Genomic DNA, 14,911 nt, shown 5'->3' on the forward strand with positions numbered 1-14,911 from the left:
TATGGAGGGAATGGCACATGGAAGTACGGGGATTGGCTCATAGAGGATATCCGCTGAAATACCCGGAGAACACGATGCTGGGCTTTCGGAAAGCGTTGGAGCTTGGCTTCTCACACCTGGAACTGGATGTCCAGCTGACAAAGGACGGCGTACCCGTTGTGATCCATGATCCAACGGTAAACCGGACGACCAACGGAACAGGGGCAATCAATGCCTTCACGCTGGAGGAAATACGCAAGCTGGATGCAGGTTTAGGAGAAGTCATTCCCACGCTGGAGGAAGCACTGCGCTTTGCCAAGGATCGGATGATCGTTGACATTGAGCTGAAGCAGATGGGGGATACGTACCCCGGCCTGGAACAGAAGGTCATTGACGTGATCAAGGAAACGGGCATGGAGAAGCAGGTATTCCTCACCTCCTTCGATCATTATTCCATTGAACGAGCACGTTCCCTGGACCCTGAAATCGAGCTGGGCCTGGTGATATATGGAGCTACGCCATCGGTATTCCCTTACCTGGAGGAGATCGGCGCTCGTTATGTGTCCGTTAAATATGTGTACGTGACCCCTTCATTTATGGAGGAAGCGCGTAAGCGGGGGGTTCAGCTCATTGTCTGGACGCCGGATGATGAGGCTGTACTGGCATCTCTTGCCCAATACCCTGAGCTCTTGATCGTTACGAACAATCTGGAGGGCTGGGCCAGAGTATACAAGGAGAAGATTGCGCTGAACGCATAACGGCTCACGAAGCCGACGTGCGTGAATAATAAAATCGAAGGATCTGTCCTAAGTTGCGGCGTAGGGCGGATCCTTTTTTTGTGAAGAAGATAACAACCCGTAATTCTATGTGTGTCCACTGCATGACCCAGCGGATTCGTACCATGGAAGGCATCCATTTTTCTTTTATTGAAAATTTAATGAAAATTTTCAGTTGACCTGCGGACAATTGTCCGTTACAATAAAAAACGCATTACCGGACAATTGTCCGTGTATACAGAGATAAGGGAGGATAAGCTCTTGGATATGGGAGTGGGGCCAAGTTCGGCCAAGATTGATTTAAGCAAAATAAAGAGAGGGCCGATTGTTGCCGCACTGATTATTGGCGCGTTCGTTTCCATCTTGAATGAGACACTGCTGAACATCGCTTTCCCAAGCTTGATGGAGCAGTTTGGTATTGGAGAGTCTACGGTGCAGTGGCTTTCAACATCCTATATGCTGGTTGTCGGTATTCTGGTGCCAGTCACGGCGCTGCTGCAGCTGTGGTTCACGACAAGACAGATGTTTATAGGCGCCATGACGCTATTTCTTATAGGTACGATTATCTGCGGCTTTTCACCGGTATTTGGGGTGCTGCTGGTAGGGCGTATCCTGCAAGCGGTCGGAACGGGGCTTATGCTGCCGGTTCTGATGAACACGATACTTAGTATTTATCCGCCTCAGAATCGCGGAGCCGCCATGGGGATGATCGGTCTTGTCATCATGACTGCCCCGGCGATCGGACCGACGCTGTCCGGCTTGATCGTGGACGCGCTGAACTGGCGCTGGTTGTTCTATCTGGTCATTCCGCTTGCTGCGTTCTCCATTGCATTTGCAGCGGTTTTCCTTAAGAACGTATCGATCCTGACCAAGCCGAAGGTCGATTATATCTCGATTATTCTGTCTACTATCGGTTTTGGGGGTATCGTATATGGATTCAGCAGTGCCGGAGAAGGCACTTGGTCTGATCCGAAGGTAGTATGGTGCATTACGGCAGGGGCTATCAGCTTGCTGCTCTTCGTATGGCGCCAACTGAAGATGAAGGAACCGATGCTGGATCTGCGTACCTTCAAATTTCCGATGTTCTCGCTCGTAACCGTGCTGATGCTGGTGCTGATGATGAGCATGTTCTCCACCATGATCATGCTGCCATTGTTCCTGCAGAACGCACTGGGCTTAACTGCGCTTGCAGCTGGCCTTGTCATGATGCCAGGCGGTATCATCAACGGATTGATGGCGCCGATTACAGGAAAGCTATTCGATAAATTCGGACCGAGAGTTCTGATTATCCCAGGTCTTGCTCTCTTGAGCGTCGCCATTTTCCTGTTCTCGCGCATCGACTCTTCATGGACCGGTGGTTATGTCATCTTCCTTCATGTTATGATGATGATAGGGATTTCGATGGTTATGATGCCGGCCCAGACTACAGCGTTGAATCAGTTGCCGCGATTGCTGTATCCGCATGGAACAGCCATCATGAATACACTGCAGCAGGTAGCAGGAGCCGTAGGTATGGCGCTCTTTATCAGCATCATGACAGCAGGTGCTAAAAATTACGTTGAAACAACCGGGGATCTCAATCCGGTAGAGAGCATGGTTGCCGGTCTTCATAATGCTTTTGTAATCGGACTTGTTCTTGCAATCATCGCTTTAGTACTGGGCTTATTTGTTAAACGTACAACTTCACCCGTTGAAGAAGAACAGTCTGCTGCATAAGGTTCCCGTGTGTTCAAATTAGAAAGGGATGCGTGCATTGCCGAAAGAGAATGACGAGTTGGGTCAAAAGATTTTGGATACGGCTCAGGCTTTATTTAATAAATACGGAGTCGAGGACGTCTCCATGCATCAAGTGGCGAAAACGGCTGGGATCGGGCAAGGCACCTTGTACCGCCGTTACCCCAGCAAGAGCAAGATTTGCTTCACGTTGATGGAAGCCAAGATCGATCGGTTTATGGAGGGGCTGGACGTTTACCTTCAGAGCAGCGAAGGTGAACCGGTGGCTCATCGGCTGCGGACGGTGATGACAAAGGTCATTCTGCATTTCAATGAAGATTTGGAGTGGCTAAGGGTGATGCTGACCTCTGACCGTCTGGAGGAAACCAAGAACATTATGTGCGAGAACCCGCCCTTCACGTTTTTACGGTTTCAAATTAAGCGCCTGCTGGAGCGTGCGGCGGAGCAGGGAGTACTGATGCCGCTTGACCCTCAGTTTACCTCTGTGATGCTCGCATCTCTGCCGCGCGCGGATATCATTCTCTACATGCGTGATATGGGATACAGCGCGGAGCAGATTGCGGAGGAATATTGCAGAAGCTTTGTTGACCCGCTATTTATCCATCGCTAAGTCAGATAAAGAGGCCGTTTCGGAAGACTTGATAAGTCTATCCCGGAACGGCCTTTCTGCGTACTATCTTGCACATTCGCTTATCATTTCATTGCAACATTTGGCTAATACGCCCGTCAGTATAGTAGTACATGATAATTTAAGGCACCTAGAAAGGATGATGAGCATGAATAAACAATGGAAGAAGCAAGCGGCGACATTAATGGTTGCAGCCATCGCTGTCTCTGGTGGCGCAGCAGCTTATGCAGCACCCCAGGCTGGAGGCAACCAGGAACAACAACCGGTCGTGATATCGGCTGTAATTGATTATGGGGTTCTGGTAAACGGTAAGAAAGTGGCCGGCGCCGGTTATATGAACGCCGATGCGAAGCAGGTCATGATCCCGCTGCGGAGCGTATCCGAGGCGCTCGGATTTGAACTGGGCTGGAATCAACAGGACCGCTCTGCGGAGCTGACTAAACCGGGATCCCCGATCTGGACCCTCGTGCAAACGGGGAAAGACCAGTATACGGTTAACAAAATGTACAAGTCCCTCGGCGCTGCGCCAGTAAATGTGAAGGGCACGCTCTATGTTCCGGCTAATTTCTTCAGAGAAGTGCTCCAAGCTAACGTATCGGTCGATGGCACGAAAGTGAGCATCTCGTCCGAAGAAGAGGTTAAGAAGGAAACCGTCACTGGCAAAATCACCGAAATTATCAATAACGAAGATCGTAAAGCCGTTCACATGAACGGCACGGGAACCGAAGGAATTGTTCTGAATGTGGATGAGAGCACCATCATCCGCGATGCGGAAGGTACGAAGATTGAGCTTAAGGATCTTGCGGAAGGGATGAAGATCGAAGCGGTTCATAGCTTGGCGATGACCGCGAGCTTACCTCCTCAGACCCACGCTTTTGAAATCAGCGTTAAATCGGACAAGGAAGAGGCGGAGCAGCTCGCTACAGCTGGCGCCATCTCGGACATCAATGCCGATGGCGGCAATCTACGCGTAACGATTAAGGGTAAAGGGTTAACGGAACAATCGCCGAGCGAAGTGATCCTGAATCTGACACCCGAGACGGTCGTCGTGAATAAAGACGGTAAAACCTTGAAAGCTACCGAATTGACCGACGATGCGGAGATTATCGGTTATTACAGCCCCGTGCTGACCAAGAGCCTGCCTCCGATCGGCAATGCCATTAAAATCGTTCTTCAATAAGTCACGAACACAACAAGCCTGGCGGCAGCGCCAGGCTTGTTTTCGGATCATTAATGATACAGGGGAGGGATCTGGATCTCCTTATCGTAGACGGTGATGTTTAAACGCTTCTGTTCATCGAGTGAAGCAAAGAACACCTGATCGAGCGGGATTCCCCGCTCATCCAGCTGAGTCTCCAGCCATTTCCCGGTAAGGTTTAATTTTTGGAGGGTGATCGTCTGAATGCGTCCTTCTTTGACGACGGCGTAAGAAAGCCCGGAATTCGGCCGTTTTAACTTCAGGTCCTCCAGCGTGACGGCGGTCTTCTCCATCTTTTTCAGTATGGATAAGACGCCACTCGGCTCCAATACCGCCATATCGACTTCAGCTATGTCAAATATCTGCTCCTCGCGCAGCATTTGCAAAATGTTATCGATGGAGTATCGGGCTTTTTTCAAATTCGGATAAATGAACTGCCCGTCTTTAACGACAATCATCGGTTCGAACGTAATCCACTTGCCGATGCGCCGGCTCTTCACATGAAGGACAGAGGCTATCTTCTGTAACACGCCGATGGCGACGATCGCGAAGGCGGTGTGGATATGTTCGATTTTTGGATCTGCGATGTCTGCTCCGATCACGGAACCGAGCGACAGGATGATGATGTAGTCAAACACGGGAAGCTCGCCGATGGAGCGGCGGCCCATGAATAAGGTAACGCCCAAGAGCAGCGGGTAGATGGTATAAATTCTTCCAAGCACTAACAGAAGATCTTTGAGGAGTTCCATGGCACAGACCCTTTCTGAAAATTTTACGGTCTTATTTAGAAGGGTTGGCCGATGCCATGAAAAATATGTATGCTCATCCAATTCTATGATCCCATCGTGGCTATTGTCCGGTTCCGTAGGCGTAATCAACTTAGCCTTCGCATAGGCAGGTATATTCGTGCCATCCGCAGAATACTGTACAACAAAATCGTCCATGACGGATGGAGGGAAACGGATGAAGCGCAGTTGGGTGAATTCGCCGTATTCATTTTCGCTTGGCATGTTTGCCATGATGGTCCCGAGCCAGGCGTTCAGCTCCTTTTACATCTTTTTCTACGTGGATACATTGGGTCTAGGCATTGGGCTTGCATCCCTGGCACGAACCGTATTTCTGATCTGGGATGCGGTTAACAATCCGCTCATGGGGTATTGGTCCGATCGAACCAATACCCGGCTGGGACGGCGCAGGCCGTGGGTGTTCGGCGCCATTCCGCTGTTCATGCTGACATTCGTGCTGGTGTTCTCGCCGCCGGAAGGATTGTCTGAGAACGGACTGTTCGTGTGGTTCTTGGTTGCCCTTATCCTGTATGAAGCGGTAGCGACCGTACTATGGGTCAATTATGGAGCGCTGTTCCCCGAGCTGTTCCGCGGAGACCGCATCCGGGCAAAAGCCTCGGCCATCCAACAGGGCTACCAGGTCGTGGCACTATTGATCGGTACCGCGTTGACCCCGATTATTTATGACGCCATGGGGTTCTCGAATATGGCGATTCTGTACGCACTGCTGTTCGGCGTGTTCATGTTTCTCTGCATGATGAGCGTCCGAGAGCAGGAGGTGTACACCGCAAGCGAGCCGCTCAAGCTCGTCCAGGCGTTCCGCGAAACCTTGCGCAACAAGAAGTTTTGGGTGTTTAACATCTCCAACTCCTTTGCCCAGACGGTGAATGGACTGATAAGCTCGACGATCCCTTTTTATGCAAAGTACGTGCTCCGCATCCCTGACAATCAAGTATCCATTCTGCTGGCAGCCGTGTTTGTATCAGTCATTCCGCTGGTATTCGTCTGGTATTGGATGATTCGAAGAATGGATGGTGTGAGAGCATGGCGGTTGTCGCTCGGCGTGTATGGCCTTTCGGTCATTCCGCTCTGGTTTGGTTACGATCTGATCAGCGGGATTCTGGCAGGCATCGGCGTTGGGTTCGGTCTGGCGGGATTTCTGGTAACGCCGGCCATGGTTAGCGGCAACATCATCGACGAGGATGCGGAGCGGACGGGGCTGCGCAGAGAGGGGATCTATACGGCTGTCAGCGGATTTATTACGCGTTCCAGCGGATTGATCTCTGCCCTGGCATTTTTTGTGGTAGGCATGATATTCGGATATGAAAGCGGTGACAATCCGGGAAGTGATCCGGAATCGACCTTCAGGTATTTGATCAGTGTCGTTCCATTGTGTTTGCTGGCTATTTCCTTTCTGTTATCGTTTGCAACCAAAATCGAATTTTCAAAAACTATAGGAGGCGGACACGACCATGGAGCGAAGACTGATCATCAACTGTGACGATTTCGGGCAAAGCAAGGCCATGAATGAGGCGATTCGCCATCTGCTGGAGGAGAACAAAGTCTCCTCGGCAACCATCATGACCGTGGCTCCCGGCTTTGAAGAAGCGGCCTCCTGGGTGGCACGCCGACGTCAACCGAATGTGGGGCTGCATCTAACCTTGACGAGCGAATTTGAGGCTCTGCGATGGCGCAGTTTGACGGGGCACTCCTCCCTTCATGACGCCAGCGGTCATCAATACCGGACCGTTCCGGAGTTTGAACGGGGAGCAGTGACAAGTGCTGTGTTAAAAGAGCTGGAGGCGCAGTACCGGCTGGCGAGCAAGGCCGGCATCCGTATCAGTCATGTGGATAATCATATGGGCAGCCTGTACGGGATGGAAACGGGGCGAAGCCTCATTCCGCAGATGCTGTGGAAGACTTCGCGTTGGCGCCTCCCCGCACGATTGTTCCGCTACATCTACCCGGAGGATCCGCTGCTCAGCTCGCTGCCGAATATCGAGCGTCCGGTTGCGCTCGCCTCAGGCCTTGCTGATACGTTTGGCGTGCCAATCCCGGATTATCTGCTCTCCCATCCGTTTCCTGTTGTCGAGGGGGAGACCTACGACAGCTTCAAGCAATCGCTGATCGATAAGCTGTATAGACTCCCTGAAGGGGTCAGTGAAACCTATGTCCATCCCGGAGCCGAGGATGAGTGGATGCTGGCGAATATCCCGAATTGGGAGAAGCGGGTGTGGGAGTACCGGCTGCTGTTCGATGACGATTTTGCCTACGGACTGCGGGATGCTAAGGTGATATTAACGGATTACCGTTATGTGGAGGAGCACTTGAAGCGTCCCCGCGTGCGCTCGGCTGTTAAACTGATGAAGGTCATGACGAAAAAATCGTGATATAGGCCTATACAGAAGAACAACCCCTGCCGCGGCACCGGCAAGGGTTGTTTGTGCTTTAAGTAGGATCGGCTTGCGCCGACATATGCTGCTCCGTATAACCTTACTTCGCTTCAGCTTCCAACTTGGCGATCTGTTCCTTGTATTGGTCCAGCAATTTCGTCAGCGCCTTTTTGATAGAGTCGGAGTCCTTGGAATCCACCGCTTTGAAGAGATCGATTCTGGCATGGATGAACGCCAGATCCTCATCGTTGATCTTCACTTCCAAACTTGCTGCATCACTGATCTTCACTGCCGCGAAACTTGCTGCCTCGCCTTGGATCACGTCGTATTTCACTTCATCGGACTCTGCATTCACCATTTCGGCCCTTTCCAGCGTTATGCCTTCAAGCGGCGTGATAACGTCCTTAATCTGGGTTGCTTTGAATTCCTTGATGTCCCCGCTGTCTATTAATTCCTGGATATCTTTTGCCGGAGAAGTCTTCATAGCAACGGAAACCTCGAATTCGCCTTCAGCCACAACCGGCTTCATCTCTCCGGCAACTGCAGTTGTAGCGTCGGAGAAAAAGAATGTTCCCTCAGCTCCGGCAAGCTTGCCGTACTTCTCAAGCGTCTCCTTCCAATCCTGTACCGTTTCCGGTGCGTATTTCTCAGCCAATTCCAGCGGATTCGGCAGAATGGAGATGGTTGCAGTAGTTTTAAGAGGCGCGCTTTTGCCTGTTTGACTCGGTACGTCACTTGGGGTATCAGCACCAGAGGCATGTACGGGTAAGGCGGCTGATCCCAGCAGGGCAGCGGATAGGGCAAGTTTACCAAACAGTTTGTGTTTCATCGTATAACACTCCTTATCGGGTTGGTTTGTCTTACAGTACCCAGTGTACGAATCAGCATTGGCAGAACATTGGTGTATTTGTGGAAAAATAATGGCATTCCCCTTCATCATCCCGGAGCTTGGTATACTGGGAGGAGACGAAGCTCGGAGGTACATGGATATGAACCAAAACTATCTCATCGCCGTGATTGACGATGATCAGCATATACGAAATTTAGTGGAGGCTTATTTGCGCAAGGAAGGCTATCGAACCGTGGGCCTTGGCACGGCTGAGGAAGGGTGGGAGATGTGGAGAACGAACCCGCCGGATATGTGGGTGCTGGATATTATGCTGCCCGGCATGGACGGTTTCGAATTGTGCCGGCGGATCCGTGCGGAAGCCGAGGTCCCGATCATCATGATCTCTGCCAAGGATAGCGAAGTGGATAAAATACTGGGGCTTGAGCTGGGAAGCGACGATTATATGGTCAAGCCATTCAGTCCCCGCGAGCTGGTTGCCCGAATCAAACGGCAGCTAAATCGATGGTACAAATTCAATCAGGCGGAGAGCGTTCCGCGGCTTGCGGCCGCTTCCCCGGAGCTTAGCAATGGACGGCTTCAGTTAATGCTGGAGGAGCGGCGAGTATTCTGGAACGGGGAAGAAGTGGATATGACGAACAAGGAATTCGAGATGCTAAAAGTGTTTGCCGAGCATCCGAACCGTGCGTTTACCAGGGACGAACTGCTGACCTCCGTATGGGGGGACGACTATTTTGGAAGCGACCGGGCGGTCGACCATCTCATCAAACGGCTGCGAAAGAAAGTGGAGCAGCTGCCGATCGAGGCCATATGGGGACATGGATATCGAATGAGAACGGATGGGGAGGAAACGTTGATATGAAGCTGGTGCATCAGATCAATCTTGCTTTTGCTTTATCGCTAATACTCGTGCTTTCCGTTACGGCCGTCGTCATTCATTACGTACTGCTGGATCACTTTATCGGTACGCAGCGCAAGGACATGCAGTCCATCGGTGCCGAACTATCGGCAAAGCTGGAGACGGCCGCCGCACAGAGTCTTCCAATCGATAGTACGCCGATTGCCGTCAGTGGTTATACTTCTTCGCGGATTGCGGATGTGGAAGTCATTATTCAAGATGCTCAAGGTAATGTGGTAGCTCCTATGGCAGCTGCTCATTCCTATCCATATACGGAGATAGCCCGAATTACGCCGGAAGACACGGCAACCTTCCAAATCGCGGCGAAGAGTGACATGTATCTGACAGAAGTCACGGCAGTTCCCCAAGGAACGGTAACGCTGATTACGCCGGTCAGCAAGATCAAGGCCATTGAGCAGGCGCTGCTGGGGCGCTTGATGCTCGTATTTGGCGTAGGGGCCGTGATCATGGTGATCTTAAGCCTGTTCATTACCAAGAGGCTGATTAAGCCGCTTATGCATCTGCGCGAAGAATTGAAGAAGGTGAAGGAGCGCCAGTTCTCCGAAGTCCGGCGTGTGTCCGCAAGCGGGGAGATCGGCGCAGTTGCAGAGTCCGTCTACGAAATGGCGGGTGAGCTGGAGCGGTACAACCATGTGCAGAAGCAATTTTTCCAGAATGCCTCCCACGAGCTAAAGTCGCCGCTCATGTCCATATCCGGCTATGCGGAGGGAATTCGGGACGGCGTATTCGAAGGGGAGGATATCCGCAAAGGGCTGGATATCATTATGAGCGAAAGCAGCCGGATGAGAAATATCGTGACCGAGATGACGCTGCTCGCTAAACTGGACAGTGAAGATGATATATTCAAGGCGACAGAAGTGAATTTGAGGGAGCTCGTGGAAGAGACGATCGAAAGAGTCAATCCTCTCCTGGTGAAAAAAGGACTGTTCGTGCATCCTTCCTATGGAGATGATGAATCGTTAATGGTGTATGCCGACCGGGATAAGCTGCTGCAAGCACTGCTGAACATCGTTTCGAATGGAGCAAGGCACGCAAGCAAGCACATCTACATTCAAGCGGCCATCCAGAAAGGCCAAGTCGTGCTCACCGTTTCCGATGATGGCGAAGGCATATCCGAGGAGCTGCTTCCGTATTTGTTCCACCGTTTCGTGAAGGGCAAGAACGGGGAATCCGGCCTGGGCTTGGCGATTGCCCGCGCCATCGTGGAACGCTGTGGAGGGCTGATCACGGCGGGAAATCGGAAAGAGGGAGGAGCCGTCATCTCGTTAGGTTTTCCTCCGTATAGGAAGACAACCATGGTCTAGTTCATGTGTGCCCCAATCGGTGTCCATAGACGGAATAACCCTGGTTGGGTAAGAGGGACTTTTTCTGGGTATTTATACTTAAAGGAAGTCTCTTTTTTTTGCGCATTCGCACATATCAATCAATATTCTCTAACAAAACGCGTAAGCTATAGAGGATTTCAAGTGGGAAGGCAGAATTCTGTATATATCCGGGCAAGCTGGATGATAACAGGTGACAAGCATGATACAAAATAATCAAAAGGCGATGGTGATGTTGTCCATGGATATGCAGTATCGAATTGAAAAAGATTTTCTGGGGGAAAAACAGCTTCCTGTAGAAGCCTATTACGGCATTAATACGGTTAGGGCGGTAGAGAACTTTCCGATCAGCGGGGTTCCCATTCATGCAGAATTGATTTCTGCACTGGGCGAGGTTAAGAAAGCCGCGGCGCTGGCGAACATGGAGCTTGGCCTGCTGCCGAAAAAGATAGGCAGTGCCATTATAGAGGCGGCAGACGAGATCATCGCGGGCAATCTCCGTTCCGAATTCATTGTCGATTCCATCCAGGGCGGAGCAGGCACTTCGATCAATATGAATATGAATGAGGTCTTGGCGAACCGAGCGCTGGAGATTTTGGGAAAACAGAAGGCCGAGTATTTCTACTGCAATCCTAATAATCATGTCAATATGTCGCAATCCACGAACGATGCTATCCCGACGGCGATCCGCATCGCGTCTTACCGTCTGACGCAGGATCTGCTTGGAGTATTCCGGACCTTGGTTGCCGGCATTCAGGAGAAGGCCAAGGAGTTTGATGATGTCATCAAGATGGGGCGCACGCATCTGCAGGATGCGGTACCGATTCGACTCGGACAAGAGTTCGGGGCTTATGCCAATGTTCTGACGCGTGATATCAACCGGATCGAGCGGGCAGCTCAAGGTTTGTTAGTTGTTAATATGGGGGCGACGGCCGTAGGTACGGGGCTTAATGCAACGCCTGACTATATGCACAGCGTTGTTCAGCATTTGATTGAGCAGACAGGCTTCTCCTTGAAACAAGCCGAAGATTTGGTCGATGCCACCCAGAACACCGATGCGTATATGGAATTGTCGGCTGCGCTCAAAGTGTGTGCCGTAAACTTCTCGAAAATGTGCAACGATATCCGCTTGATGGCTTCCGGCCCGAGAGCGGGCTTGAACGAATTGAACGTACCGGCGAGACAACCGGGTTCGTCGATTATGCCGGGCAAGGTCAATCCGGTGATGGCCGAGGTCATGAACCAGGTGTCGTTTCAAGTTATCGGCAATGACCATACGATCAGTTTGGCATGCGAAGCCGGGCAATTCGAACTTAACGTCATGGTTCCGGTCGCAGCGAACAACTTGATGCATTCCCTCAAAATTCTGAAGAACGGCATGGATGTGTTCTACAAGAATCTGATGGTCGATCTTACAGCGAATAAAGAACGCTGCAAGTACTTCGTGGATAACAGCTACGGCATTATTACGGCATTGAACCCGCATCTGGGTTATGACGTAGCCTCCAGACTGGTGAAGGAAGCCCAGAAGACAGGCCAAAGCATCAAGGAGATTATTCTGGAGCAAGGTCTTTTGACAGAGGAACAGATCCAGGTCATCCTGGACCCTTACCATATGACATCCCCAGGCATTGCCGGAGAAGAGTTCCTGCTAAACCAATAAGGTGTACCCTTGTTTTATCGATACAAAGAGCCGACTAAGATGTAGATCTTGGTCGGCTTTTTTTCGCTGTCGGTTATCTCCGGTTGATGACATAGATAAGGCTTGTGAAACCGTTTGAATCCGGTCGCAAGATGTTACCGGCAGGATAAGGGTGGTGTGTTGGTATTATGGATTGTTGAGTGCGGCTATAAGGGAGGCGATGACGTTCTTCTCGGGATCATCCAGCCCCTTATTCGTTTGCCATTGTTCGAGCTCTAGTTTCACCTGTGAAACATCCTGGTAACCAAGATGGTAAGCAATACTGGAAATGACACTTTGCCTGTTAGCATCGTCACTCAAATCAGCGAGTGCTTGAACCATGCCTTCCGTGTCTTGGGTAAACAAATCTCCTGCGATGGCGGCATATTGCTCGGCAGAGGCGCCGTCGAGATTTGTTGTTGCCAGGAACAGGCTTCTGTAATGCTCGGGTTTGATAAGGGAGCGGTGGGTATACAGCAGCTCAAGAGTCGCCAATGTTTGGCTATTACTCAGGCGGTTATATTCTGCCCAGTCTATGCCTTCCAATTGAGCAAGCATGTTCGTGACTTTATTCTCGGTACTCATGTCCTCTCCTTTATATAATGAAAATACGTTCTCCGCCGGACTGTTGTGGTCAATCACTGCAGTTGTCGCAGGTTCGGATGATGAAGTCGGCGCTTCAGCTTGATTGCTCGAGCAGGCTGTTACAAGAAATAGAACGGCCATGAGGAACAGGTAAGCAATATTGGGTTTGAACATGGATTCTCATCTCCTTTACATCCTAAACGGATATTTCCTGTAAAGAGTTACATAACTGGAGAAGAATAAAAGAATATGTTTCCAAAGTTCTGCTTATCCCGTATATATTCATAAATGTTAAGATGAAGGCTGCCAGTTCACTTTCTATTAAGTTTACCGGCAGGCTCCATCTGCCGATAAAAGTGATAGAATAAACGTTAGGTTACATTAAAGTGGCAGTATGATAAAAAGGGGTATGTGATTTTGGATAATCAATGTGGTGAAATAACTGATCTGGAGATCATTCAGCAAACTAAGCAGCAGTGTATAGACAAGGGGATGGACCCGGAGCTTGTTCCAACACATACGAATCGATTGAATGATGAGGTATTGGCCGCAAGGCGTGCAAAATATAAAGAGTACATTGAAGTGATACAAGTTTTCGTGAATAAGTTCCTTTCCTCCGGATCAGGAAACCCTGTCGTGATTACAATTACGGATAACGAGGGATTCATTCTTGATATGGAAGGGGACCCGACCATTATAGAAACAGCCCGGTATTTGGGTATTGCCGAAGGCAACGGCTATTCCCAAGTAGACGGTCCGAGCTCAATTGATCTGTGTCTCCGGTACGAACGGCCATTTACATTGATAGGAGAGGACCATTTTCATCATATTCTTCATCGCATGGCATGTTATTCGGCTCCCTTTCACGGCGAGGATGGGAAGGCGATTATAGGAACGATCTCTCTAATGACGAACAGGGAGTTCGTTCACCCGCATTTGCATGCCTTGCTGTGCACGATGGCCGATTCCCTGGAACGGGAGATGGTTACCCGCAAACAGAACACGCAGTTGCAAACCCTGAATCAGGTGCTCCTCGGAACGAATCATTATGGCGTAATCATTACCGATGCAACGGGTCAAATTCTGGAGATGAACGAAACCAGCTTAAGCCTGCTGTGCCCGGACGGCAGCGACCGAAACCGAGCCCAATATGTGGGTCGATCGGTCTTCGGAATTAAGCCGATTGGCGAGTTTTATGAGCGGGTGATACATCGGCAGCAAATCTGCATCGGAGAAGAGCTTTCGCTTGAGATTTCTGGAAACATGAATCACTATATACTTGATGTTCAGCCTGCTTATGACCGTGAGGGACAGCTCATGCGGGTGGTAGGTTTTCTTCGTGATATTACAGAGCTGAAGCGGACGGAGGAAGTGCTGCGGAATACGGAAAAGCTGGTATTTGCCGGTCAGGTTGCCGTAAGCATCGCTCATGAAGTGCGCAATCCTCTCACCACAGTGAAGGGAATGCTCCAGTTAGCGAATAAGGACGCCTGCCTTCGGCACTATGACCTGATTATGTCCGAGCTGGAGCGGGCTAATCTGATGGTAGGGGAATTTATGATTCTGGGAAAGCCCCAGGCTGCGGTTTTTAAGCTAGAGGACTGCGGTGAAATTCTGACAGAGGTGCTCCACTTGTTTGCCATTCAGGCGGAGCTTAGCGGGATCGACATGACTCAATGCATCGGGCAGCATGCAACGATTCTATGTGACCGGAATCAGATTAAGCAGGTATTTCTTAATATTCTGAAGAATGCGATGGAAGCCTTGCCGCATGGCGGGAATATTCACATTCATCTGGATGTGCAGGAAGGATATCAACGCGTGATTTTTACGGATAACGGCTCCGGCATGACGGATGACGTGCTTCAGCGGATTGGGGAGCCTTTTCATACGACCAAGCCGGACGGCAATGGCCTTGGTATTATGATCGTCCACCGGATCATGGAGAGCCACAATGGCCGGATTGTCATCCGGAGCGAGGAAGAGCGGGGAACATCGGTCGAAATAAGTCTGCCGATCTCGAGTCAGAGCCCATCTAGTTAAGCTGATTAACTATTAAGGTTA

Annotated in this window: 13 protein-coding genes; 10 read left to right on the top strand and 3 right to left on the bottom strand. The window is 50.6% G+C overall.

The window, feature by feature from the left end:
* Window positions 1–17 precede the first annotated feature (17 nt).
* The 4 genes from MHH48_RS02725 to MHH48_RS02740 all read left to right on the top strand — a co-directional run bounded on the left by MHH48_RS02725 (window position 18) and on the right by MHH48_RS02740 (window position 4,297).
* The gene (locus MHH48_RS02725) at window positions 18–737 is read left to right on the top strand and encodes a glycerophosphodiester phosphodiesterase family protein (protein WP_076322385.1); all 720 of its coding nucleotides are present in this window, start codon (window positions 18–20) and stop codon (window positions 735–737) included.
* Window positions 738–1,016: 279 nt separating this feature from the next.
* The gene (locus tag MHH48_RS02730; protein WP_076322384.1) at window positions 1,017–2,471 is read left to right on the top strand and encodes an MDR family MFS transporter; all 1,455 of its coding nucleotides are present in this window, start codon (window positions 1,017–1,019) and stop codon (window positions 2,469–2,471) included.
* Between the two features lie 28 nt (window positions 2,472–2,499).
* Complete coding sequence (locus tag MHH48_RS02735; RefSeq protein ID WP_339269848.1) at window positions 2,500–3,099, top strand: TetR/AcrR family transcriptional regulator; 600 nt, start codon at window positions 2,500–2,502, stop codon at window positions 3,097–3,099.
* A 166-nt stretch (window positions 3,100–3,265) separates the two neighbouring features.
* Entirely contained in the window at window positions 3,266–4,297 is a 1,032-nt protein-coding gene (locus tag MHH48_RS02740) for a copper amine oxidase N-terminal domain-containing protein (RefSeq protein WP_076322382.1), read from the top strand.
* A gap of 50 nt (window positions 4,298–4,347) precedes the next feature.
* Here MHH48_RS02740 and MHH48_RS02745 read toward each other — a convergent pair whose 3' ends face one another.
* Window positions 4,348–5,064 carry a DUF421 domain-containing protein gene (locus MHH48_RS02745; RefSeq protein WP_076322381.1) on the bottom strand — a complete coding sequence of 239 codons (717 nt, stop codon included), beginning with the start codon at window positions 5,062–5,064 and terminating at the stop codon, window positions 4,348–4,350.
* A gap of 214 nt (window positions 5,065–5,278) precedes the next feature.
* Between MHH48_RS02745 and MHH48_RS02750 the strand changes: the two genes are divergently transcribed.
* Together MHH48_RS02750 and MHH48_RS02755 are read left to right on the top strand one after the other, a co-directional pair.
* Window positions 5,279–6,601, top strand: coding sequence for an MFS transporter (locus MHH48_RS02750; RefSeq protein WP_076322380.1), 1,323 nt, complete (start codon window positions 5,279–5,281; stop codon window positions 6,599–6,601).
* Window positions 6,573–7,490, top strand: coding sequence for a polysaccharide deacetylase family protein (locus tag MHH48_RS02755; protein WP_076322379.1), 918 nt, complete (start codon window positions 6,573–6,575; stop codon window positions 7,488–7,490). The genes MHH48_RS02750 and MHH48_RS02755 overlap by 29 nt, the downstream gene beginning before the upstream one ends.
* A 103-nt stretch (window positions 7,491–7,593) precedes the next feature.
* Here MHH48_RS02755 and MHH48_RS02760 read toward each other — a convergent pair whose 3' ends face one another.
* Window positions 7,594–8,322, bottom strand: a complete 729-nt coding sequence (locus tag MHH48_RS02760) for a hypothetical protein (protein WP_076322378.1) — start codon at window positions 8,320–8,322, stop codon at window positions 7,594–7,596.
* 160 nt (window positions 8,323–8,482) lie between these two features.
* Here MHH48_RS02760 and MHH48_RS02765 point away from each other — a divergent pair, with 160 nt between their 5' ends.
* From MHH48_RS02765 to MHH48_RS02775, 3 genes are all read left to right on the top strand, one after another.
* Window positions 8,483–9,202 carry a response regulator transcription factor gene (locus MHH48_RS02765; protein ID WP_076322377.1) on the top strand — a complete coding sequence of 240 codons (720 nt, stop codon included), beginning with the start codon at window positions 8,483–8,485 and terminating at the stop codon, window positions 9,200–9,202.
* The gene (locus MHH48_RS02770; RefSeq protein WP_076322376.1) at window positions 9,199–10,563 is read left to right on the top strand and encodes a HAMP domain-containing sensor histidine kinase; all 1,365 of its coding nucleotides are present in this window, start codon (window positions 9,199–9,201) and stop codon (window positions 10,561–10,563) included. Before MHH48_RS02765 ends, MHH48_RS02770 begins: the two co-directional genes overlap by 4 nt.
* A gap of 259 nt (window positions 10,564–10,822) precedes the next feature.
* A complete protein-coding gene (locus MHH48_RS02775) occupies window positions 10,823–12,244 on the top strand; it encodes an aspartate ammonia-lyase (RefSeq protein ID WP_076322679.1) in 1,422 nt (473 codons plus the stop codon).
* A gap of 165 nt (window positions 12,245–12,409) precedes the next feature.
* Here MHH48_RS02775 and MHH48_RS02780 read toward each other — a convergent pair whose 3' ends face one another.
* Window positions 12,410–13,021: a hypothetical protein gene (locus MHH48_RS02780; protein WP_076322375.1), complete on the bottom strand. Its 612-nt coding sequence runs from the start codon at window positions 13,019–13,021 to the stop codon at window positions 12,410–12,412.
* Between the two features lie 237 nt (window positions 13,022–13,258).
* On the opposite strand from MHH48_RS02780, the gene MHH48_RS02785 reads away from it, so the two are divergent.
* Entirely contained in the window at window positions 13,259–14,890 is a 1,632-nt protein-coding gene (locus MHH48_RS02785; RefSeq protein ID WP_076322374.1) for an ATP-binding protein, read from the top strand.
* Window positions 14,891–14,911 lie beyond the last annotated feature (21 nt).

It is taken from the genome of Paenibacillus sp. FSL F4-0100, assembly GCF_037993005.1.
Classification (GTDB): domain Bacteria; phylum Bacillota; class Bacilli; order Paenibacillales; family Paenibacillaceae; genus Paenibacillus_AQ.

Excerpts from the sequence above, each read along its gene's own strand:
- MHH48_RS02735 (WP_339269848.1), top strand. The coding sequence starts at position 2,500 with ATGCGTGCATTGCCGAAAGAGAATGACGAGTTGGGTCAAAAGATTTTG.
- MHH48_RS02780 (WP_076322375.1), bottom strand. The coding sequence starts at position 13,021 with ATGTTCAAACCCAATATTGCTTACCTGTTCCTCATGGCCGTTCTATTT.
- MHH48_RS02775 (WP_076322679.1), top strand. The coding sequence starts at position 10,823 with ATGGATATGCAGTATCGAATTGAAAAAGATTTTCTGGGGGAAAAACAG.
- MHH48_RS02765 (WP_076322377.1), top strand. The coding sequence starts at position 8,483 with ATGAACCAAAACTATCTCATCGCCGTGATTGACGATGATCAGCATATA.
- MHH48_RS02770 (WP_076322376.1), top strand. The coding sequence starts at position 9,199 with ATGAAGCTGGTGCATCAGATCAATCTTGCTTTTGCTTTATCGCTAATA.
- MHH48_RS02755 (WP_076322379.1), top strand. The coding sequence starts at position 6,573 with ATGGAGCGAAGACTGATCATCAACTGTGACGATTTCGGGCAAAGCAAG.
- MHH48_RS02750 (WP_076322380.1), top strand. The coding sequence starts at position 5,279 with ATGAAGCGCAGTTGGGTGAATTCGCCGTATTCATTTTCGCTTGGCATG.
- MHH48_RS02745 (WP_076322381.1), bottom strand. The coding sequence starts at position 5,064 with ATGGAACTCCTCAAAGATCTTCTGTTAGTGCTTGGAAGAATTTATACC.
- MHH48_RS02760 (WP_076322378.1), bottom strand. The coding sequence starts at position 8,322 with ATGAAACACAAACTGTTTGGTAAACTTGCCCTATCCGCTGCCCTGCTG.
- MHH48_RS02725 (WP_076322385.1), top strand. The coding sequence starts at position 18 with ATGGAAGTACGGGGATTGGCTCATAGAGGATATCCGCTGAAATACCCG.
- MHH48_RS02740 (WP_076322382.1), top strand. The coding sequence starts at position 3,266 with ATGAATAAACAATGGAAGAAGCAAGCGGCGACATTAATGGTTGCAGCC.